Genomic DNA, 21,523 nt, shown 5'->3' on the forward strand with positions numbered 1-21,523 from the left:
CTAGAATCCGCGTCCCCGGTGGCAGAGCGTGGTGGCGCCGGTGGGCGAACCGGTGATCCGCGCCGATCGACGACGCCGGACGCCGCACCGGATGTGACAAATCCCCCACCGCCGGGGTCGCTCCACCGTCGAGCCGGTCAGCCGGCGGTGCGGGCCACGCCGACCGGGCAGCTCAACCCGTTCGGGCCGTGGTTGCAGTACCCGTTCGGGTTCTTCGTCGGAGCCAGGTACTGCTGGTGGTAGTCCTCGGCGAAGTAGTAGTCACCGAGCGGCGCGATCTCCGTGGTGATCTCGCCCTTGCCGGCCCGGGCCACGATCGGGGCGAACGCGTCGCGGGACGCCTGCGCGGTGGCCAGCTGCTCGTCGGTCGTGGTGTAGATCGTCGAGCGGTACTGGGTGCCGACGTCGTTGCCCTGGCGCATGCCCTGGGTCGGGTCGTGGTTCTCCCAGAAGACCTTGAGCAGGTCCTCGTAGCTAATGATCGTCGGGTCGTAGACCACCTGGACCACCTCGGCGTGCCCGGTCCGGCCCGAGCAGACCTCCTCGTACGTCGGGTTCGGCGTGACGCCGCCCGCATAACCGGCGGAGGTGGTGAGCACGCCCGGCAGCGTCCAGAACAGTCGCTCGGCACCCCAGAAACAACCCATCCCGAAGACCGCGACCTGGGAACCGGCCGGGAACGGGCCCTTCAGCGAGGAATCGAGCACCTCGTGGCGGTCGGCGATCGGCATCGCGATCGGCCGGCCCGGCAGGGCCTGGTCGGGGGTGGGTAGCTCGGCCTTCATGCGGCGAAGGAACACGGTGGGACTCCTCTCGTACCTCTCCCAGCGTGCAACGCCGCCGGTGCCCCGTTCCTTACCCGGTCCGCCGTCGATCACCCGGGCGTCCCCGGGTCCGCCATCCGGACACGGCCGCGCGTTCCGGGCTCTCGGGTCGCGCCGGACGGAAAACGCCCCGGACCACCCGGTCCTTCTCCGGGCGTGCGGGGCTCCGGTCCGTCCATTGCCCGGGTTCACCGCGGACGGTTAGCGTGCGGCTACCGGTTCATCTTGATCGATGTCCGACGCGCGTCGGGGTCGACTCCGGACCCGTCTGGGGGCTTCGTGCAGTCACTCGCCAGTCCTGGGGAGCTCACGGTCGCCGTGGTCATGGCGGACGTCGCCATAGTCCTGGTCGTCGGACACGTCTTCGGCCGCTGGCTGCGTCGCCTGGGTCAACCGGTGGTCATCGGCGAGATCGTCGCCGGCATCGCGCTCGGTCCGAGCCTGCTCGGGCTGCTACCCGGCAACCCCACCGCGGTGATCTTCCCGGCCGAGGCCCGGCCCTACCTCGGCGCCATCGCACAGGTCGGGCTCCTGCTCTTCATGTTCCTGATCGGCTGGGAGTTCGACCGCCGGGTGGTGGCCCGCCGCAAGGCGTTGACCCTGTCGGTCTCGCTCTGCTCGATCGCGCTCTCCTTCACCCTGGGAGTCGGGCTCGCCGCCCTGCTCTACGCCGACCACGCCACGGTCGCCGGCCGGCGGGTGCCCTTCACGGTGTTCGCGTTGTTCCTCGGCGCCGCGATGTCGATCACGGCGTTCCCGGTGCTGGCCCGCATCCTCAAGGACCGCAAACTGCTGAACACCGAGGTCGGCGTGCTCGCGCTGGGCAGCGCGGCGATCGACGACATCCTCGCCTGGTGCATCCTGGCGCTGGTCGCCGCGATCGCCGCCGCCCGGGACGGCACCGACCTGGCCCAGATCGCCCTGCTGTCGGCCGCCTACCTCGCGGTCATGTCCGCCGTGGTACGCCCGCTACTGGCCGCCTTCGTCCGCCGGACGGTGGTGCTGAACCGGCCGGCGTACCTGGCGATCTTCGTCGCCGCCGGCGTGTTCCTGTCCTCCTACGCGACCACGTGGATCGGCATCCACGCGATCTTCGGCGCGTTCGCCTTCGGCTTCATCATGCCCCGCCAGCCCGACGCCGCGCTGCGCCGGCAGGTGCGCGAGCCGTTCGAGAACATCGGTCTGGTGCTCCTCCCGATCTTCTTCATCGTCACCGGGCTCGGCGTCGACATCGCCTCGCTGACCGCGACCAACTACCTGGAACTGGGGGCGATCATCCTGGTCGCCTGCGTCGGCAAGACGCTCGGCGCCGCCGCACCGGCACTGGCCCTCGGCCTGCCCGGCAGGGACGCCCGCGCCCTCGGCGTCCTGATGAACACCCGTGGTTTGACCGAACTGATCGTGTTGAACGTCGGCGTGAGCCTGCACGTGCTGGACAAGCAGATGTTCACCATGATGGTGATCATGGCGCTGGTCACCACGGCGATGGCCGGGCCGCTGCTGCCCAAGAGGCCGGGTGCGCCCGCCCCGGACATTACCCGGCGCGAGCCCGCCGACCGGGCCACGCCATCGCGCTGACGGTGGCCAACGGCGGCACCGTGGTTCGCTACCCGGTGGCGGCCGACGCCCCGGCGATCCGGCCGGCGTACTCCCGCGCCTCGGCGTCGTCGACGTAGCGGGTACGCGGCCAGAAGAAGCCGCGCAGGCCGTCGCCCTTCGTCCTCGGCACCACGTGGGTGTGCAGGTGCGGCACCGACTGCGAGACCTTGTTGTTCATCGCCACGAACGTGCCGCCCGCGCCCAGGCCGGCCTCCACCGCCGCGGCGAGCCTGCGCACCAGGCCGAAGTAGCCGGGAATCGCGGCGGCGGGCAGTTCCGTCAGGGTGACCAGGTGGGTGCGCGGCACGATCAACACGTGGCCCTTGAACACCGGCCGGGTGTCCAGGAACGCCACCCCGTCCGGCTCGTCGGCGACGGTGAACGCGGGCACCTCGCCCGCCACGATCCCGCAGAACACGCACCCGCTCACCGAGCCCAGGCTAGTACGACGGCGGCCGCCCTGCCGGCGACGTCGTGGTTCGTCGAGACAACCTTGCCGCCCGTCGTCCGACGGGAGCCCGCGCGCCGAGGCGTGCGGTCCGGTCGGACCGGGTGGGGTGTCGGATGGACTACAGCACAACGACGAGCCTTACTGACGATTCTCCGGCGGATCCCTGGTCCTGCCAGGGATCCCTCTGTCCGGGGCGCCGCGGACGAGGAGCGGGTGGCGTCGGAATCTCGTCGCGGCCCGGATCGGAGCAGTGACACGGTGTGTATGCCCGATCCGGGCGGCACCCCGATCCACACCGGAGGAGACACCTCATGAGCACCAGCAGGCGAACGGTCCTCGGCATGATCGCCACCGCGGCCGTAGCCGGACCCCTCGTCGGACTGTCCCACCCGACGCCCGCGTTCGCGGCCGACCTGTACGACTCCAACACCGATCTCTACTCCGACCCGAACCTGGCCGAGGGCGTCGACTACGCCCGCCGCTACCGCCGGCATCCCCAGTTCGACAACTCCGACGCCGGGCCGAGCCCGTTCCCCCGTACGGCGATCATCGCCCCGCACGGCGGCGGGATCGAGGCCGGCACCTCGGAGCTGTGCCTGGCCATCGCGGGATACCACCCGGCGACGCTGGCCGCGACCCCGCCCGCCGGACCCACCCACGACTACTGGATGTTCGAAGGGATCCGCTCCACGGGCAACGGTGACCTGCACGTCACCGCCACGCACTGCGACGACCTGCCCGCCATGTCGGTGGCGGCCGGGGCGCTGAACGTGGTCGCGCTGCACGGCTGTGCCCCCGGCACGGCGGGCCTGCCCGCGGACACCCAGGCGGTGGCGGTCGGCGGGCGCAACGTCGCGTTCCGGGCGCGGCTGGTCAACGCCTTCCAGGCGGCCGGGTTCACCGCCTTCGACGCAACCGGCATCCCGGCGCTGGCCGGTACCGCGACGGACAACATCGTCAACCGGACGCTGCTCGGCATGGGTGCCCAACTGGAGATCACCACCCCGCTCCGGTCGGCGATGTTCGGGACCAACACCCGATCGCAGCGCAAGAACACCACCAACCAGGTGTTCTGGGACTTCGTGGCGGCCACGCGGCTGGCGATCGCGCAAACCGAGGCGACCCAGCCGATCCTCTGACCCACGGCGCGGCGCCATCCGCCGCCCGGGACACCGGATGCGGACCCGGCACGGGGCGCAGCACGTTCGTCCGAACGTGCTGCGCCCGTCGTCGCCCGGCGCAGCAGCAGGTCAGCGGAGGTCACCGGGTTGGCCGCAGCCCCTCAGCCTCCGGTGAAGCGTCACCGCTGGCGGGGGTCGGTGATTCGGGATGCGCTCGGCGACGCCGATCAGGCGGAGAGCAGCAGGTCGGTGGAGGTCACTGGAGCCAGTATGGCCAAACCGTGCGACCCGGAGGCGGATGTGACCCGCGCCCGGGTTCCACCGACCGGGACGCCGGGGAGGACTAACGTTCCCGTCATGAGTCACGGCTTCGAGACGCTCGCCATCCACGCCGGCCAGGACCCGGAGGCCCGCACCGGCGCGGTGATCCCACCGATCTACCAGACCAGCACCTACGCCCAGGACGCCGTCGGTGCGCCCCGGCAGGGCTACGAGTACAGCCGCTCCGGCAACCCCACCCGGGACGCCTTGCAGGAGTGCCTGGCCGCGCTGGAGGGTGGCCGGGTCGGGCTCGCCTTCGCCAGCGGCCTGGCGGCCGAGGACACCCTGCTGCGCGCGGTCTGCGCGCCCGGCGACCACGTGGTCATCCCGGACGACGCGTACGGCGGCACCTACCGGCTCTTCGCCCGCGTCGCCGAGCGGTGGGGGCTGGCGTACACCCCGGCCAAGGTCTCCGACCCGGACGCCGTGCGCGCCGCGATCCGGCCCGGCAGCACGAAGATCATCTGGGTGGAGACGCCGACCAACCCGCTGCTCGGCATCGCCGACATCGCCACCCTCGCCGCCGTGGCACACGACGCCGGGGCGCTGCTGGTGGTCGACAACACCTTCGCCTCGCCGTACCTGCAGCAGCCGATCGCGCACGGCGCGGACGTGGTGGTCCACTCCACCACCAAGTACGTCGGCGGCCACTCGGACGTGGTCGGCGGCGCGCTGGTCGTCGCCGACGCCGGTCTCGGCGACGAGCTGCGCTACCACCAGAACGCGATGGGTGGGGTCAACGGCCCGTTCGACGCCTGGCTGACCCTGCGGGGCATCAAGACGCTCGGGGTACGCATGGACCGGCACTGCGACAACGCCGAACGGATCGCCGCGTACCTGGACGGGCATCCCAAGGTCGCCCAGGTCAGCTACCCCGGCCTGCCCTCGCACCCCGGCCACGAGGTGGCCGCCAAGCAGATGCGCCGCTTCGGCGGCATGATCTCGTTCCGGGCCGCCGGGGGAGAGGAGCACGCGGTGGGCATCTGCAACCGGACCAAGCTGTTCGTGCTCGCCGAGTCGCTCGGCGGCGTGGAGTCCCTGATCGAGCACCCGGGTCGGATGACACACGCGAGTGCCGCCGGCTCGCCGCTTGAAGTTCCCGGCGATCTCGTGCGACTGTCTGTCGGCATCGAGACGGTCGACGACCTGCTCGCCGATCTGGAGCAGGCGCTGGGCTGACCGCGGGCTGGGGAGGGTGGCCGTGCAGGACATCATGCCGACCTGGGTGGGGGCAACCGCCAAGCAGATCGCGCGGGGCGTACGGCGAGGTGACGTCTCCGCCACCCAGGTCGTCGCCGACCACCTGGACCACGTCGACCGGGCCGACGCCGAGCTCGCCGCGTTCCGGGTGGTACGCGGCGGGGAGGCGGTCACCGAGGCGGAGAAGGTCGACGAGCAGGAGGATCTGGCCAACCTGCCGTTGGCCGGTGTCCCCGTCGCGGTCAAGGAGAACACCCCCGTCGCCGGCCTGCCGACCTGGAACGGGTCGGCGGCGGTGCGGACGGGCGTCGCCGAGGCCGACCACGAGGTGGTACGCCGGCTGCGCGGCGCGGGCGCGGTGATCCTCGGCGTGACCCGGATGCCGGAACTCGGCCTGTGGGGGATCACCGACGACGAGTCGGCGATCACCCGCAACCCGTGGGATCTCCGGCGCACCCCGGGCGGCTCCTCCGGCGGGGCCGCCGCCGCGGTGGCCGCCGGGCTGGTGCCGATCGCGCACGGCAACGACGGTCTCGGCTCGATCCGGATCCCGGCGGCCTGCTGTGGCCTGGTCGGCCTCAAGCCGGGCCGGGGTGTCGTGCCGTGCCAGCTCGGCGCGGAGGACTGGTTCGGCCTCACCGAGCACGGCATGCTCACCACCACCGTCGCCGACGCCGCCGTCGGGTTCCAGGTGCTCGCCGGCCGCCCCCAGGAGAAGCTGGTCCCGCCGCCGCGGCTGCGGGTGGGTGTGTCGCTGCGGTCTCCGGTGCGCGGCGTCGCTCCGGACGCGCCGAACCGGGACGCGGTCGCCGCCGCCGGCCGGCTGCTCGCCGCCGCCGGGCACGACACCGTCCCCGCCGACCCGGTCTACCCGACGGCGCTCGGCCTCCAGGGCATCGCCACCTGGCTCGCCGCGGCCGCCGCCGACGTGCGCGCCGCCGGCGTGGCGCCGCGTCTGCTCCAGCGCCGCAGCCGCCGGCACGTCGCGCTCGGGGAGTGGGCACAGCGCCGGGGGTACGTGCGGGAGGCCGAGCGGGCCGCCTGGCGGGAACGCTCCATCGGCTTCTTCGCCGACCACTCGGTGGACCTGCTGCTCACGCCGGCGTTGGCCGGGCCGCCGCCGGAGGCCACCTCCTGGTCGAGCCGGTCGTGGCTGGCGAACATGAGGGCGAACATCCGGTACGCCCCGTTCGCCGCCCCGTGGAACATCGCCGGTCTGCCGTCGATCGTGGTGCCGGTGGGCCGGCGTCCGGAAGGGCTGCCGGTCGCCGTCCAACTCGTCGGCCCGCCCGGCTCGGAGCTGCTGCTGCTCGGCGTGGCGGGGCAGTTCGAGATGCAGGCCCCCTGGTCCCGGCACGCTCCCGGCTACCCGCGCGTCGGCTCGGGTTCGCCGACCACCGCATGATCGTCTAGCGTGTGCGGGCCCCGCCCGCACCCCTGGAAGGTCACCGATGCCGTGCCGCACCTGCGGAGACCCCACGTGTCCGAGCTGGAACGAGTGCCAGCGCTGCCACACCCCGCTCGGCAGTCCGGCCGTGACCCCGGGGCTGCCCACCTACCCGGTGCACAATATCGGTCTCCCGGGCCACCCCGGCCTGGGGCGTGCCGGGCACGGCGGTGCCCGTGGGCGGCCCCACCCGGCCGCAGCCGGTGACCACGCCGACAGCGGCCGGTGCGGAGACGGCGTCGCCGCAGGCTGGTGGCACGATCGGGGCATGACGGAACTGGTCGGACTCGCCGACGTACGGGCCGCGCGGGAACTGCTCGCCGGTGTCACCCGGACCACCCCGCTGGAGCCGTCCCGGCCGTTGAGCGCCGCGCTGGGCGGTCCGGTCTGGCTCAAGTGCGAGAACGTGCAGCGCGCCGGCTCGTACAAGGTGCGGGGCGCGTACGTGCGGATCTCACGGCTGTCGGCCGACGAGCGGGCAAGTGGCGTGGTCGCCGCCAGCGCCGGCAACCACGCGCAGGGGGTGGCGCTCGCCGCCGGGCTGGTCGGCACCCACGCCACGGTCTTCATGCCGGTCAACGCGCCGCTGCCGAAGGTGGCCGCCACAAAGGGGTACGGCGCGCAGGTCGAGTTGGCCGGCAACACCGTCGATGAGTCGCTGGTGGCGGCACAGGCCTACGCCGAGCGGACCGGGGCGGTGCTGATCCACCCGTTCGACCACCGGGACGTGATCGCCGGCCAGGGCACGGTGGCGCTGGAGATCCTCGAACAGTGCCCGGAGGTGCGGACCATCGTGACCGGGGTCGGCGGCGGCGGTCTGATCTCGGGGATCGCGGTGGCGGCCAAGGCGCTGCGCCCCGACCTGCGGGTGGTCGGGGTCCAGGCGGCGAGCGCCGCCGCCTTCCCGCTCTCGTTGCGGGCCGGTGCGCCGGTGCGCCTGCCGGCGTTCTCCACCATCGCCGACGGCATCGCCGTCGGCCGGCCCGGCGAGATCACCTTCGATCACGTCCGCGCGCTCGTCGACGAGATCGTCACGGTCTCCGAGGAGGACATCTCCCGGGCGCTGCTGATGCTGCTGGAGCGGGGCAAGCAGGTGGTGGAGCCGGCCGGCGCGGTCGGTGTGGCCGCCCTGCTGGCCGGGGTGGTCGAGGTGGCCACCCCGGTGGTCGCGGTGCTCTCCGGCGGCAACATCGACCCGCTGCTGATGATGCGGGTGATCGAACACGGCCTGGCCGCCGCCGGACGGTACCTCAGGGTGACCGTGCGCTGCCCGGACCGGCCCGGCCAACTCGCCGCGCTGCTCGCCGAGATCGCCGAGCACCGGGCGAACGTGGTGGACGTGGAGCACCAGCGGGCCAACCCGCACCTGCGGTTGGGTGAGGTCGAGGTGGCGTTGTCGGTGGAGACCCGGGGCGTCGAGCACTCCGACACGCTGATCAGCGCGTTGCGGGCCAGCGGCTACCAGGTGGTCTTCGCGCCCGAGGCGTGACACCCGACGGTGTCACGCCTCGACGTGCACGGTCTTCCCGCCGGGTCGCGCGGACCCGGCGGGGCCGGCGTCAGCCGGTGAAGGGCTCGAAGCTGACGATCGTCACCTTGATGTCGGCGCCGCTGGGCGCCGTGTACGTGCAGGCCTGGCCGGCGCGGCCACCCAGGATCGCCCTGCCGAGCGCCGACTCGGGGCTGTAGACGGTCAGGTCGGTCGTGGAGGCGATCTCGCGCGAGCCGAGCAGGAACGTCTCGGTGTCGTCGGCGTCGTCGTCGAAGTAGATCGTCACGACCATGCCCGGGGCCACCGCGTCGGCGGTCGGCGCCTCGCCGACCTGGGCGGTGCGGAGCAGTTCCTTGAGGTAGAGGATGCGCCCCTCGGCCTTGCCCTGCTCTTCGCGGGCGGCGTGGTAGCCACCGTTCTCCCGCAGGTCGCCTTCCTCGCGCCGGGCGTTGATCTCGGCGGCGATGACCGGCCGGTTGGCGATCAGCTCGTCGAGCTCGGCCTGGAGGCGGTCGTACGCGTCCTGGGACAGCCAGGTGGCGGGCGCCTCTTTGCCGTTCGTGGACACAGGGCGTTCTCCTCGGTTGTGCGGACTGGCTGACAGGTGAGTTACCAAGTTACCAGCGCGGCACACACCCACGTGTCGTCGAACAGCGCACGACAACCCGGGCGAAGCGGTCGACCTCGGACGTCACCCCCGCCGATGGGTGCTCATCCGGTGGGCCGGCAGCGGACCACCTCGCCGATGAACGGGCGGCCCGTGGTGGTGATCCGGTGTCGGACGGTGAGGTGGCGCTCGCCCGGCGCGGCGGTGACCGGCACCTCGTCGCGGCCCACCTCGGCGCCGTCGTGCGACCGGGCGCGCAGCAGGCAGACCGCCGATCCGCCCGCCGGCAGGGTGACCCGGAAGTCGACCCGGACGCCGGTGTCGGTGATCTCGGCGTACGTGATCATCTGGGCGTCGTAGTTCGGGTCGCCGTAGCGGGCGTAGAGCCGGGTGGCGGCCAGGACCAGCACGCCGGCCAGGACGGCCACCAACACCCCCACCAGCAGCGGCCGGCGGCGGCCGGGTTCCCGGCGGCGGCCGTACCGACCCGGTGGGAACACCGGCGTGCCCGGTGGAACTGTGGCGTGCGTCTCGGTCACCGGTGGCTGTCTCCTGACGTCGTTGTCGGTGGCATCGGCAAGAATGGGAGGGTTCCATTTCCGCACCGCTCCCGGTCAAGGATGACAGGTCCGCCGCCGGGGCCGCCGGTGACACAGACGAGGAGCGCCCAGTTGGCAGAGCAGCTGCGTCTCATGGCCGTGCACGCGCACCCGGACGACGAGTCCAGCAAGGGTGCCGCGACCACCGCTAAGTACGTCGCCGAGGGCGTGGACGTCCTGGTCGTGACGTGTACGGGCGGCGAACGCGGCAGTGTGCTCAACCCGAAGATGGACCGGCCCGACGTCTGGGCCAACATCGCCGAGATCCGCCGCGCCGAGATGGACGCCGCGCGGGCCGTCCTCGGCGTCGAGCAGGCCTGGCTCGGCTTCGTCGACTCGGGGCTGCCCGAGGGTGACCCGCTGCCGCCGCTGCCCGAGGGCTGCTTCGCCCTGCAGGACGTCGACGTCGCCGCCGGCCCGCTGGTACGGCTCATGCGCGAGTTCCGCCCGCACGTCGTCACCACGTACGACGAGGAGGGTGGCTACCCCCACCCCGACCACATCATGACCCACAAGATCAGCGTGGCCGCGTTCGACGCGGCCGGTGACCCGACGCGCTACCCCGACCTCGGCGAGCCCTGGCAGCCGCTCAAGCTCTACTACGACATCGGCTTCTCCAAGGGCAAGATCATGGCGCTGCACGAGGCCATGCTCGAGGCCGGCCTGGAGTCTCCCTACGGGGAGTGGCTCAAGCACTGGGAGGACCGCCCGGACAAGGGCCCCCGGATCACCACCCGGGTGGAGTGCGCGGAGTACTTCCCCGTCCGGGACGACGCGCTGCGCGCCCACGCCACCCAGATCGACCCGGACGGCTTCTGGTTCCACGTGCCGATGGACCTCCAGCGCCGGGCCTGGCCCACGGAGGACTTCCAACTCGTCCGCTCGCTGGTCGACAGCCCGCTGCCCGAGTCGGACCTCTTCGCCGGGGTACGCGAGACAGCCCACGCCTGCTGACCGGCGCCGGGCTACGCTGAGACTCCACCGCACATCGGAGAGAGAACACCATGCTGACCGCTGCCCAGGTGCTCGCGGCGAACAACTTCGGTGACACACGCACGGGTGGCCTGGCCGGGCCCATGGGCCTGTTCCTCATCCTGCTGCTGTCCGCCGCCACCATCCTTCTGATCCGCAACATGAACTCCCGGCTGCGGCGGCTGCCGGACCGGTTCCCCGACCCCGGCCGGGCGGCCGAACCCGGTCGGTCCGACGCGTCTGTCGTCGATCCGACGGACGGGACGACCACGCAGGAATCACGTCCGAACGAGCCCACCGGCCACCAACAGGGCCGCAACGGCTGACCGGAGGATGATTCACGCCGATCCGGGCCGTCGACCCCTGTTGCGGTCACCCGGATTGGCTTAGCCTTCCGCCGGGGGGACCTCGTGGTCCCCGAGCCGCGCGCGGGAGGGGGCGCCATGACCGTGGCAGCAGCGTCCGTCCCGTGCGCCGTCCGGGAGCCGGCGGACGGAGGGGGCCGGTGAGCTCCGGCAGGGGTGGCGAACAGCCCGACCGGCCCGACCCGTTCGGCGCGCCGCCGCGGGTGCTCCTGCTCGTCGCCGCCGTCACGCTCACCGCCCTGGCGGCGGTCGGAGCCGGCCTGACCGTCCCCGCCACGCTGCCGCCGGACGACCCGCTCACTCCGCCGGCCCGGTTCGGTGTCGCCGTCGGGGTGTTCGCCGTCGCCCAACTGGCCCGACTCCGGTTCCGCACCGAGACCGGCATGGTCAGCATCACCTGGGGCGAGGCCGCCCTGATCGTCTGCCTGTACCTCGCGCCGGCCGGGTGGCTGCCCGCCGCGGCGCTGCTCGGTACGGCCCTGGCCTGGGGCGGCATGTCCCTTCTCGCCGACCGGCGACCGCCGGTCGAGGTGCTGCGCATCGCGGCCTCGCTGACCGCCGCCACGGCGCTGGCGGTGACGGTCGCCACCGCCCTCGGCGCGCCGCTGCTGACCGTGCCGACCCCCGCGCTCGCGCTCGCCCAACTCGCCGGCGCGGTCACCTACCTGCTGGCCACCGTCTGCCTCGGCGGGGCCACCCTGGCCCTGCGCAACGGCCTGGCGATCGGGCCGCCGATCCTCGCCGCCCTCCGCGGCAAGCTGCTGATGTTCGTCGGTAACGTGGCCGTCGGCCTGGCCGTGGTGGCGCTGCTGGAGGTCGACGCCCGCTGGCTGCTGCTCCTGCCGCCTCCGCTCTGGCTGCTCCAACAGACCTACCGGCACCGGCTGCGCGCCGACCGGGAACGGCGCGACTGGCGGGCGTTCGCCGAGGCGACCGCCGCCCTCAACCAGCTCGACGAGCGGGGGGTGGCCACCGCCGCGGTGACCGGCGCGCTGAGTCTCTTCGGCGCCGAGCGGGTCGACGTCGACGTGGCCAGGGGCGACGGTCGGTGGCGCCGCTACCGCGCGGACGCCTGCGGCCCGGTGCGCGACCGGGAGGTCGGGCCACCCGGTCCGTCGACCGCCGGGGAGCACGAGCTGGTCCGTCCGCTCACCGTCGGCGACGCCCAGGTCGGCGAGCTGCGGGTCCGGTTCCCCGCCTCCGCGCCGCCGAGCCCCCGGGAGCGGGACGCGGTGGCCGCCTTCTCCGACGCGCTGGCCGCCGCGCTGCACGACGCCGCCACCCACCGGGAGCTGCGGCTGGTCAGCGCACGGTCGTCGTACGAGGCGGTGCACGACGCGCTGACCGGGCTGGTGAACCGGGCGGCCATGCTCAGCAAGGGCGACCAGGCGCTGCGGCAGCTCGCGCACGACCACCCCGTCGCGCTGCTGCTGCTGGACATCGACCAGTTCAAGGAGGTCAACGACACTCTCGGGCACGCTGCCGGCGACCAACTGCTGCGGCTCACCGCGAACCGGCTGGGCGCCCTCACCCGCCCCGGTGACCTGTTGGGCCGCCTCGGTGGGGACGAGTTCGCCCTGCTGCTGACGTCGGTCCCGATCGTCGGCGACCGGGCGGCGCCGATGGCGTACGCGCTGCGCCAGGCCCGGGAGATCGCCGAGCGGCTGGCCGCGCCCACCGAGGTGGCCGGGGTGCGGATGTCGATCGAGGTCTCGGTCGGGGTGGTGGTGGCCGGTGCCGGCTCCGCCGACCTGACCGAGCTGCTGCGCCGCGCCGACATCGCCATGTACCAGGCCAAGGAGGGCGGCGGCAGCGTCGCCGCGTACGACAGCTCCCGGGACGCCGCGAGCACCGACCAGTTGGCGTTGCTCGCGGAGCTGCGGGAGGCGTTGCAGACCGACGACCAGCTGGTGCTGGCCCTGCAACCGGCGGTCGACCTCGCCACCGGAGCGCCGACCGGAGTGGAGGCCCTGATCCGCTGGCGGCACCCGCGGCGCGGCTGGCTCGGCCCGGTCGACTTCATCCGCCCGGTGGAGAACAGCGAGCAGCTCGGCGCCTTCACCCGGTACGTGCTGGACAAGGCGCTCGCGGTGGCGGCCGGCTGGGCCCGGGAGGGGCTGGACGTGCCGATCTCGGTGAACCTGTCGGCGCGCAGCCTGCTCGACCCGCGGCTGCCCGCCGAGATCGCCGACGCGCTGCGCCGGCACCAGGTGCCATCGCACCGGCTGGTCCTGGAGATCACCGAGACCGTGGTGATGAGCGAGCTGGAGGTGATCGACGAGGTGCTGGCCACCCTGCGCGCGATGGGGGTGCAGCTCGCCGTGGACGACTTCGGCACCGGCTTCTCGTCGCTGACCTTCCTCACCCGGATCGCCGTGGACGAGCTGAAGGTGGACCGCTCGTTCGTGATCCGGATGGTCGACTCGCCGGAGGCCGCGGCGATCGTCCGGACCACCGTGGGGCTCGCCCACGAGTTGGGGCTGCGGGTGGTCGCCGAGGGCGTGGAGACCGCCGAGCAGCGGCTCGCCCTGGCCGAGCTGGGCTGCACCGCAGCCCAGGGCTACCACTTCTTCAAGCCGATGCCGGCTGACAAGATCGGCGCGGTGCTCGGGTCGCTGCGCGACTCGGCCGAGTCGAACGTGTTCCGGCTCCGGGTCGACGGCGCCTCCTGAGCGGCGTCGGTCGACCGGCGGGCCGGGTCCACCCGGGGTGGATATGGTCGTCGGGTGAACCGACTCGCGGACGCCACCTCGCCGTACCTGCTCCAGCACGCCGACAACCCGGTCGACTGGTGGCCGTGGTGTCCGGAGGCCTTCGCCGAGGCGAAGCGCCGGGACGTGCCGGTGCTCATCTCGGTCGGCTACGCGGCCTGCCACTGGTGCCACGTGATGGCCCACGAGTCGTTCGAGAACGAGCAGGTAGGGGCGCTGGTCAACGACGACTTCGTGGCGGTCAAGGTGGATCGCGAGGAGCGGCCCGACGTCGACGCCGTCTACATGACCGCCACCCAGGCGATGACCGGGCAGGGCGGCTGGCCGATGACGGTCTTCGCCACCCCGGACGGCACCCCGTTCTTCTGCGGCACCTACTTCCCGCGACCGAACTTCGTCCGGCTGCTGGAATCGGTCGCCGCCGCCTGGCGCGACCAGCGCGAGGCGGTGCTGCGCCAGGGCGCCGCCGTGGTCGAGGCGATCGGCGGGGCCCAGGCTGTCGGCGGTCCCACCGCCCCGCTCACCGCCGAACTGCTCGACGCCGCCGCCGACCAGCTCGCCCGGGAGTACGACGAGACGAACGGCGGGTTCGGTGCCGCCCCGAAGTTCCCGCCGCACATGAACCTGCTCTTCCTGCTCCGCCACCACCAGCGCACCGGTTCGGCCCGCAGCCTGGAGATCGCCCGGCACACCGCCGAGGCGATGGCCCGGGGCGGCATCCACGACCAGCTCGCGGGCGGTTTCGCCCGCTACTCCGTGGACGGCCACTGGACGGTGCCGCACTTCGAGAAGATGCTCTACGACAACGCCCTGCTGCTGCGGTTCTACACCCAGCTCTGGCGGGTCACCGGCGACCGGCTGGCCCGCCGGGTGGCCCGGGACACCGCCCGTTTCCTCGCCGACGAGCTGCACCGGCCGGGGGAGGGGTTCGCCTCGGCGCTCGACGCCGACACCGAGGGCGTCGAGGGGCTCACCTACGCCTGGACGCCGGCCCAGCTGGTCGAGGTGCTGGGCGAGGAGGACGGCCGCTGGGCCGCCGACCTGTTCGGGGTCACCGAGTCCGGCACCTTCGAGCACGGCACGAGCGTGCTCAGGCTCGCCCGGGACGTCGACGACGCCGACCCGGAGATCCGGGCCCGCTGGCAGGACGTCGTCGGGCGGCTGCTGGCCGCCCGGGACAGCCGGCCGCAGCCGGCCCGGGACGACAAGGTGGTGGCCGCCTGGAACGGGCTGGCCATCACCGCGATCGCCGAGTTCCTCCGGGTCGCCGCCGGGTACGCCGCACCGGACGACGAGGACGCGAACCTGATGGAGGGCGTCGTCATCGTCGCCGACGGGGCGATGCGGGACGCCGCCGCGCACCTCGCCGCCGTGCACGTGGTCGACGGGCGGCTGCGCCGGGCGTCCCGCGACAAGGTGGTCGGCGAGCCGGCGGGGGTGCTGGAGGACTACGGCTGTGTGGCCGAGGCGTTCTGCGCGATGCACCAGCTCACCGGCGAGGGACGCTGGCTGGGGCTGGCCGGTGGGCTGCTCGACACCGCGTTGGCGCGGTTCGCCGCCCCGGACGGCGGCTTCTACGACACCGCCGACGACGCCGAGCGGCTGGTCACCCGCCCGGCCGACCCGACCGACAACGCCACCCCGTCCGGCCGTTCGGCGATCGTGGCGGCCCTGGTGGCGTACGCCGCGCTGACCGGGGAGACCCGGTACCGGGAGGCGGCCGAGCGGGCCCTGGCCACCGTCGCGCCGCTCGTCGGGCGGCACGCCCGGTTCACCGGGTACGCGGCGACGGTGGGCGAGGCGCTGCTCTCCGGGCCGTACGAGATCGCGGTGGCCACCGACGACCCGGAGGGTGACCCGCTGGTCGCGGCGGCGGTGCGGCACGCCCCGCCGGGCGCGGTGCTGGTGGCCGGCCGGCCCGACCGGCCCGGGGTGCCGCTGCTGGCGGACCGGCCGCTGGTCGACGGGCGGCCCACGGCGTACGTCTGCCGGGGTTTCGTCTGCCAGCGGCCGGTGACCTCGGTCGACGAACTGGTTGCCCAGCTGACCTGAGCGGCCGGCCTCCCGCCGGTCACAGCCCGGCCGGCGGTGTCGCCCTGCCCTCGGGGTGGGTGGCCCCCCGCCGCCCCGATAGGCTGGCGGCGCTATGGATTCCCGTACCGGTCTGCCTGTCGTCGGCATGGTGGGTGGGGGCCAGCTGGCCCGGATGACCCACCAGGCCGCCATCGCCCTCGGCCAGTCGCTGCGTGTGCTGGCGCTCGCCCCGGACGACGGCGCCGCCCTGGTCGCCGCCGACGTCCAGTACGGCGACCACACCGACCTGGCCGCGCTGCGCACCTTCGCCAAGGCCTGCGACGTGGTCACCTTCGACCACGAGCAGGTCCCTACGGAGCACATCCGTGCCCTCGCCGCCGAGGGGGTGAAGCTCTTCCCCTCCGCCGACGCGCTGGTGCACGCTCAGGACAAGCGGGTCATGCGGGAACGCCTCACCGCGCTGGGCGCCCCCAACCCGGCCTGGAGCCCGGTCGGCGCGCCGGCCGACCTCGTCGCCTTCGGCGAGGAGCACGGCTGGCCGGTGGTGCTCAAGACGGCCCGGGGTGGGTACGACGGCCGGGGCGTCTGGGTGGTCGCCGACGCGGAACAGGCCGCCGAGTTGGCCGCGACGTTGCTCGCCGGCGGAAGCCGGCTGATCGTCGAGGAGCGGGTGACCCTGCGCCGGGAGTTGGCCGTGCAGGTGGCCCGTTCCCCGTTCGGGCAGGTCGCCGCGTATCCGGTGGTGGAGACGGTGCAGCGGGACGGGATCTGCGTCGAGGTGCTCGCCCCCGCCCCCGACCTGCCGGAGGAGTTGGCGGTCGCCGCCCAGCAGCTCGCCATCGACCTGGCCACCGCGCTCGGCGTGGTCGGCATGCTGGCGGTGGAGCTGTTCGACACGCCCACCGGGCTCGTGGTGAACGAGCTGGCGATGCGCCCGCACAACTCCGGGCACTGGACCATCGAGGGGGCCCGCACCTCGCAGTTCGAGCAGCACCTGCGGGCCGTGCTCGACTACCCGATGGGGGACACCTCGCTCACCGCGCCGGTCGTGGTGATGGCGAACGTGCTCGGCGGCGAGCCGGGCGGGATCTCCGTCGACGAGCGGCTGCACCACCTCTTCGCCGCCGAGCCGGGCGCCAAGGTCCACCTGTACGGCAAGCAGGTGCGTCCCGGCCGCAAGATCGGGCACGTCACGGTGCTCGGCGACGACCTGGACGAGGTACGGGCGCGGGCCGCGCGGGCCGCCCGCTGGCTGCGCGAGGGGCACGGGTGAGGCCCGCAGCGGGCCCGCGACACCGGACGAGAGGCAGGGCAGCGTGAGCACCGTTGGGCTGATCATGGGAAGCGACTCGGACTGGCCGACGATGAGGGCCGCCGCCGAGGCGCTGGACGAGTTCGAGGTGCCGTACGAGGTCGGCGTGGTCTCCGCGCACCGCACCCCGATCAAGATGATCGAGTACGGTCGCGCCGCCGCCGACCGGGGCATCAGGGTGATCATCGCCGGGGCCGGCGGGGCAGCCCACCTGCCGGGCATGATCGCCTCGGTCACCCCGCTGCCGGTGATCGGGGTGCCGGTCCCGCTCAAGTACCTCGACGGGATGGACTCGCTGCTGTCCATCGTGCAGATGCCGGCCGGTGTCCCGGTCGCCACGGTGTCGATCGGCAACGCCCGCAACGCCGGCCTGCTCGCCGTCCGCATCCTGGCCGCCAGCGACCCGGCGTTGCGCACGCGGATGACCGACTACCAGACGAGCCTGGAGCAGTTGGTGGCGGAGAAGGACGCGGCCCTCCGCGCCTCCCTCGCCTGACCGCCGGCTGCTGGTGCGCGGACGCCGACCGGCGTCATCTCATGCCGCGCAGCGCGGTCTGCAACCGCTCCTGGGCGCGGCGACGGCGTTCGTTGCTCGCCCCCAGCACCAGCAGCACCAGCCCGACCGGGATCAGCACCAGCCACGGACCGAGGCTGAACAGGGCGTGCACGGCCGCGATCGCGGTCACCACGGCACCGACGATCACCGGCGCCTGCTGTTGGCTGATCGACCCGAAGATCAGCACGGCCACCGCGCCGAGCAACAGCAGCACCTGCCGCAGCGTGCTGGAGTCGGTGGCCAGCACGATCGCCAGGGTCGGCACGAACGCGGCGACCAGCGCCGGCCCGTACGCCACCCAGCTGGACAGGTCCGCCCGGTGCCGCAGTTCCAGCACCCCCACCAGCAGCGCCAGGGCGGCGAACGGCAGCGTGTACGCCTCGGGCAGGGCCACGTCGGCGACCCGCATCAGGATCCACCAGGCGGTGATCTCACAGGCCACCACCGACCAGAACAGGATCCGCCGTTCCACCGGGCGCCTTCCGGGCCGGGTGGCCGCGACCCCGAGCACCGCACCCCAGGCGGCGAGCAGCGCGGCGATGTGCCGCGGCGAGTCGAAGGCCAACGCCAGGGCGATCAGCGCCGCGGCGTACCCGCTCCACTCCACGGTCGCGGCCTCGCGCTGCGCCTCGGGTCGGCGCAGCCGGGGCAGGGTGGCGGCGAACACCTGCAACGCCGCGCCGACCGCCAGCACCCCGAACGCCGACCAGACCGCGGCGAACCCGGCCACCAGGCCGAGGGTGAGCACGAACAACTGCGCCATCAGCGAGGCGAAGAGCCAACCCAGGATGCGGGCCCGCTGCGTGGTGCCGAAGAGCGCCGCGACCGTGCCGACGCCCACCGCGCCGCCCAGGGTGAACAGCGTCATCCCCTGGGTGCCGAGGCTGCCGGCCAGCCCGGCGCCGCCGGCCGCCAACCCGATCACGAAGACCAGCACCCGGGCCACCCGCACCGGCCGGGCCCGCTCGACCAGCGGCGGCGGCGGGGTCAGCGCGAGCCCGAGCATCGAGATGGTGAACACGGAGAGTGCGGCCAGCGCGCTCTCCGGCCAGGCGTGGCCGAGGGCGGTCGGCACGATCAGCAGGGTCACCGCGAGACCGGGCAGCACCACCGGCACGGCCCGGGAGCGTCGGCCACCGCTGAGCCCGGTGGCGGCCAGCGCCGCCGTGACGGTGAGCAGCAGCGCGGTGAGCACGTGCGTCGGATCGACCGCCGCCGGCGGTGGGGTGAGCAGCTCCGGGGGCGGGCCCTGCCAGACCCGGGAGAGCATCCGGTGCGGCTCCACCAGCGCGACGTAGAGCAGTGGCGCCAGCGAGGCCAGCGCCAGCAGGGTCGGCAGCGCCGCCGCGGCGAGCGCCCCGGCGGCGGGGCTGACCCGCCAGCGGCGACGGGCGCCGTCGTCGGGCAGCCGACGCAGCGCGCCGTCCAGCAGCACCGCCCAGCGGCGGACCGGCTCAGCCGAGCCGACCGGCGGCACGGTGGCCGCCCGGACCAGCTCGGCGAGCACCCCGAGCAGCGCCGCCGCTGCGGCGTACACCCCGAAGGGGAGGCGGGCGACGATGGCGGCCAGCGCGCTGATCGTTGCCCCGCCGGCGATCGCCGCGCTGGCGTACGGCAGGTACTGCGGCACCTGGCGGCGGACCGCGGCCACCGTCGCCAGCCCGATGCTGGACGCGGCCAGCGCGGCGATCAGCACCACCTGGGCCGGGTGACCGGACCCGGCCGCCAGGGCGGCGACCGTCCCGGGCAGCGCCAGCAGGGCGGCAGCTGTCGCGGCCCCCCCGATCAGCACCAGGTGCGGCGGCATCCCCTCGGTTTCGATGTCCTCCACCAGGGACGGCGCCAGTGTCCGGGCCAGCCCGGCCACGACCAGGCCGATGAGCGCGATGCCGCCCAACGCCAGCGCGGTGGTCCACGGGCGGACCAGGCCGGCCCCGGCCGCGTGCAGCGCGACGACGCCGGCCACGGTGGCCCGGGACAACGCCCCGCGCGGATCCAGGGTGGCCGCCGCGGCCGTCCCGAACACGGTGGCCACGGTCAGCCCCACCAGCACCGGCGACCACCACGGCAGGTCGAACGCGGCGGGTGTGCCGATGGTGGCGAGCACGGCGGCGGCCCCGGCCACGTCGTACTTCCACGGCGGCGGGAGCAGGATCGCGGCGGCGGTGCCGAGCAGCGCCAGTGCGACCGGGGCCTGCCAGGTGGAGCCGCCGGTCGGGGCGGCCGGCCAGTTCGTCAGGTCACCGGCCCAGATCGGGCCCGGGACGGCGAGCACCCCCCACCCGCCGCGCAGCGCCGACCAGCCGGCGATCAACCCGATCAGCACGCCGCCGACGGCGATGCCGGCCACCGGACCGCGCCGCCACTCCTCCGGCATCGCCCGGGCGGCTACGGCGACCACCAGCACCAGGGCGGCGGCCACCACCAGTTGCCCGCCCGGGGAGATCACCGCGGCGATCCGGGCCAGTGTGGCGATCAGCGTCGCGGTGACCGCGGCGGCGGCCAGGTCGGCGCCGTCCAGGCTCGCGTCCGAGCGGCGGCCCGCGTCGATGTTCGGGGCGAAGAGCAGCAGCACCGTCGCGATGAGCAGCAGCCCACCGACCCAGGCGTCGGCGGCGGTCCGCCCCGGCGCGAAGAACGCCGCGCCGACCACGGCGAGTGCGCCGAGGCCCGTGCCGACCGCGTGTGGCAGGGCGAGGCGCCGCTGGGAGACCTGCGCCATCGCCGCGTACCCGAGGGTCACGCAGGCGGCCAGGAAGGCCGCGGCGAGGATCGGGACGGTCAGTTCCCGCAGCGCCGCCGGGGTCGGCGCGGAACCGGCCGGCTCGGTGGCGGCGACGAAGGCGGCCACCGCGCCGGGGAGCGCGAACGCCGCGCCGCCGGCCGCCCAGCCGGTGAGGGTGTCGGCGGCCGGGGTGATCCGTACCCGGGGCGCGAACGCGACCAGCACCCCGGCCAGCATGAGCACGGCCAGCACCGCCGCGGTCAGCGCCGGTCGGCTGAGGGCCGCGCCGGCCCCGACGGCTCCCACGACGGCCGCGGTGACGGCGTGCGCCAGGGCGGCCCGCTCGGTGGCGGCCGAGAGGCCGAGCACCCCGATGCCGACCGCGGTGAGCACCATCGGCCAGGGTGCCGACGCCCAACCGAGCCCGAGCGAGGCGGGCACGGCGAGCGCGGTCAGCCCGGCGCCCACCACGGCGAACTCCCGCCGGATCTCCGGCGGCAGAGCCAGCACCGCCGCGACGGTCAGCAGCAGGGCACTGACGGCGAGCTGCCAGGCCGTCGGGCCGACCGCCGCGGCCAGTTCGGTGGGGTACCGGTCCAGGTCGGCGGACCAGGGCGGCAACGCGGCGCGGACCGGGGCCAGCCCGGCCCGCAGAGCGCCCCCGGCGACCACCACGCCGCTGACCGTCAGCGCCGCAGCCGAGGCGAACTGCGGACCGCGCCGGGCCGCCTCCGGTACCGCCCGGACGGCCAGCCCGGTGAGCGTGATGACCCCGGCGATCAGCAGCAGCGCGCGGTCGGGGACGGCGACCGAGGCGATCCTGCTCAGCGCCCCGATCACCGCCAGGGTGACGATGCCGGCGCCCAGGTCGGGCAGCGGGGCCCGGCGTACGGTCAGGGTGCCGGCCAGGGCCACCGCCGCGGCGAGCAGCAGCGCCGCGCCGGCCACCACGGCCGCCGGCACGGTGGCCGCCCGCAGCAACGCGGCGACCGCGTACGCCAGGGCCAGCGCCACCGCCGCGCCGTGCAGCAGCCAGGTCAGCTGCGGCAGGCCCGGTACCGGGCGGGCGCCCTCCTCGGGGGCTGTCGGCACGGCCGCCCCGCCGAGCACCTCGCCGGACTCCTCGGGCGCGGTCTCCGGCCGGGCGTCACCCGGGGTGCGCTGCCGGGGCGGCGCCGGGACGGCGG

General features: G+C 74.2%; 16 protein-coding genes. 11 read left to right on the top strand and 5 right to left on the bottom strand.

The window, feature by feature from the left end:
- Window positions 1-137 precede the first annotated feature (137 nt).
- Entirely contained in the window at window positions 138-800 is a 663-nt protein-coding gene (gene msrA / locus E1165_RS13930) for a peptide-methionine (S)-S-oxide reductase MsrA (RefSeq protein WP_132391499.1), read from the bottom strand.
- A gap of 348 nt (window positions 801-1,148) precedes the next feature.
- On the opposite strand from msrA, the gene E1165_RS13935 reads away from it, so the two are divergent.
- Window positions 1,149-2,402, top strand: coding sequence for a cation:proton antiporter (locus E1165_RS13935; protein ID WP_132391501.1), 1,254 nt, complete (start codon window positions 1,149-1,151; stop codon window positions 2,400-2,402).
- A 28-nt stretch (window positions 2,403-2,430) separates the two neighbouring features.
- Here E1165_RS13935 and E1165_RS13940 read toward each other — a convergent pair whose 3' ends face one another.
- Entirely contained in the window at window positions 2,431-2,853 is a 423-nt protein-coding gene (locus tag E1165_RS13940) for an HIT family protein (RefSeq protein WP_132391503.1), read from the bottom strand.
- Between the two features lie 332 nt (window positions 2,854-3,185).
- On the opposite strand from E1165_RS13940, the gene E1165_RS13945 reads away from it, so the two are divergent.
- The 4 genes from E1165_RS13945 to ilvA all read left to right on the top strand — a co-directional run bounded on the left by E1165_RS13945 (window position 3,186) and on the right by ilvA (window position 8,452).
- Window positions 3,186-4,013, top strand: a complete 828-nt coding sequence (locus tag E1165_RS13945; RefSeq protein WP_132391505.1) for a poly-gamma-glutamate hydrolase family protein — start codon at window positions 3,186-3,188, stop codon at window positions 4,011-4,013.
- Window positions 4,014-4,352: 339 nt separating this feature from the next.
- Window positions 4,353-5,495 (top strand): cystathionine gamma-synthase, encoded by a 1,143-nt coding sequence (locus tag E1165_RS13950; RefSeq protein ID WP_132391507.1) that lies wholly within the window; start codon window positions 4,353-4,355, stop codon window positions 5,493-5,495.
- A 16-nt stretch (window positions 5,496-5,511) separates the two neighbouring features.
- Window positions 5,512-6,921 (top strand): amidase, encoded by a 1,410-nt coding sequence (locus E1165_RS13955; RefSeq protein ID WP_132391509.1) that lies wholly within the window; start codon window positions 5,512-5,514, stop codon window positions 6,919-6,921.
- 310 nt (window positions 6,922-7,231) lie between these two features.
- Complete coding sequence (gene ilvA, locus E1165_RS13960; protein ID WP_132391510.1) at window positions 7,232-8,452, top strand: threonine ammonia-lyase; 1,221 nt, start codon at window positions 7,232-7,234, stop codon at window positions 8,450-8,452.
- Window positions 8,453-8,522: 70 nt separating this feature from the next.
- On the opposite strand, the gene greA is transcribed toward ilvA, so the two are convergent.
- The gene (greA, locus tag E1165_RS13965) at window positions 8,523-9,023 is read right to left on the bottom strand and encodes a transcription elongation factor GreA (RefSeq protein ID WP_132391512.1); all 501 of its coding nucleotides are present in this window, start codon (window positions 9,021-9,023) and stop codon (window positions 8,523-8,525) included.
- Window positions 9,024-9,166: 143 nt separating this feature from the next.
- Entirely contained in the window at window positions 9,167-9,601 is a 435-nt protein-coding gene (locus tag E1165_RS13970; protein WP_132391514.1) for a DUF4307 domain-containing protein, read from the bottom strand.
- 132 nt (window positions 9,602-9,733) lie between these two features.
- Between E1165_RS13970 and mca the strand changes: the two genes are divergently transcribed.
- The 6 genes from mca (at window position 9,734) to purE (ending at window position 17,551) form a co-directional block, all read left to right on the top strand.
- On the top strand, window positions 9,734-10,615 hold the full coding sequence (gene mca, locus E1165_RS13975) for a mycothiol conjugate amidase Mca (RefSeq protein WP_132391516.1): 882 nt from the start codon (window positions 9,734-9,736) through the stop codon (window positions 10,613-10,615).
- Window positions 10,616-10,665: 50 nt separating this feature from the next.
- A complete protein-coding gene (locus E1165_RS13980) occupies window positions 10,666-10,959 on the top strand; it encodes a hypothetical protein (protein WP_132391518.1) in 294 nt (97 codons plus the stop codon).
- Between the two features lie 242 nt (window positions 10,960-11,201).
- Complete coding sequence (locus E1165_RS13985; protein WP_243704754.1) at window positions 11,202-13,670, top strand: bifunctional diguanylate cyclase/phosphodiesterase; 2,469 nt, start codon at window positions 11,202-11,204, stop codon at window positions 13,668-13,670.
- Window positions 13,671-13,724: 54 nt separating this feature from the next.
- Entirely contained in the window at window positions 13,725-15,761 is a 2,037-nt protein-coding gene (locus E1165_RS13990) for a thioredoxin domain-containing protein (RefSeq protein ID WP_132391522.1), read from the top strand.
- Window positions 15,762-15,855: 94 nt separating this feature from the next.
- Window positions 15,856-17,016, top strand: a complete 1,161-nt coding sequence (locus E1165_RS13995; protein ID WP_132391524.1) for a 5-(carboxyamino)imidazole ribonucleotide synthase — start codon at window positions 15,856-15,858, stop codon at window positions 17,014-17,016.
- Between the two features lie 43 nt (window positions 17,017-17,059).
- On the top strand, window positions 17,060-17,551 hold the full coding sequence (purE, locus tag E1165_RS14000) for a 5-(carboxyamino)imidazole ribonucleotide mutase (protein ID WP_132391526.1): 492 nt from the start codon (window positions 17,060-17,062) through the stop codon (window positions 17,549-17,551).
- 34 nt (window positions 17,552-17,585) lie between these two features.
- Here purE and E1165_RS14005 read toward each other — a convergent pair.
- Window positions 17,586-21,523: SCO7613 C-terminal domain-containing membrane protein (locus E1165_RS14005; protein ID WP_132391528.1), on the bottom strand; the 3,938-nt coding region annotated here is incomplete at its 5' end.

Origin of the sequence: Micromonospora sp. KC723 (assembly GCF_004348595.1) — a bacterium.
Lineage (GTDB): Bacteria > Actinomycetota > Actinomycetes > Mycobacteriales > Micromonosporaceae > Micromonospora.

Bases quoted from the DNA above. Each gene is read 5' to 3' on its own strand.
- E1165_RS13995 (WP_132391524.1), top strand. From the start codon at position 15,856: ATGGATTCCCGTACCGGTCTGCCTGTCGTCGGCATGGTGGGTGGGGGC.
- E1165_RS13935 (WP_132391501.1), top strand. From the start codon at position 1,149: ATGGCGGACGTCGCCATAGTCCTGGTCGTCGGACACGTCTTCGGCCGC.
- E1165_RS13945 (WP_132391505.1), top strand. From the start codon at position 3,186: ATGAGCACCAGCAGGCGAACGGTCCTCGGCATGATCGCCACCGCGGCC.
- E1165_RS13950 (WP_132391507.1), top strand. From the start codon at position 4,353: ATGAGTCACGGCTTCGAGACGCTCGCCATCCACGCCGGCCAGGACCCG.
- E1165_RS13980 (WP_132391518.1), top strand. From the start codon at position 10,666: ATGCTGACCGCTGCCCAGGTGCTCGCGGCGAACAACTTCGGTGACACA.
- ilvA (WP_132391510.1), top strand. From the start codon at position 7,232: ATGACGGAACTGGTCGGACTCGCCGACGTACGGGCCGCGCGGGAACTG.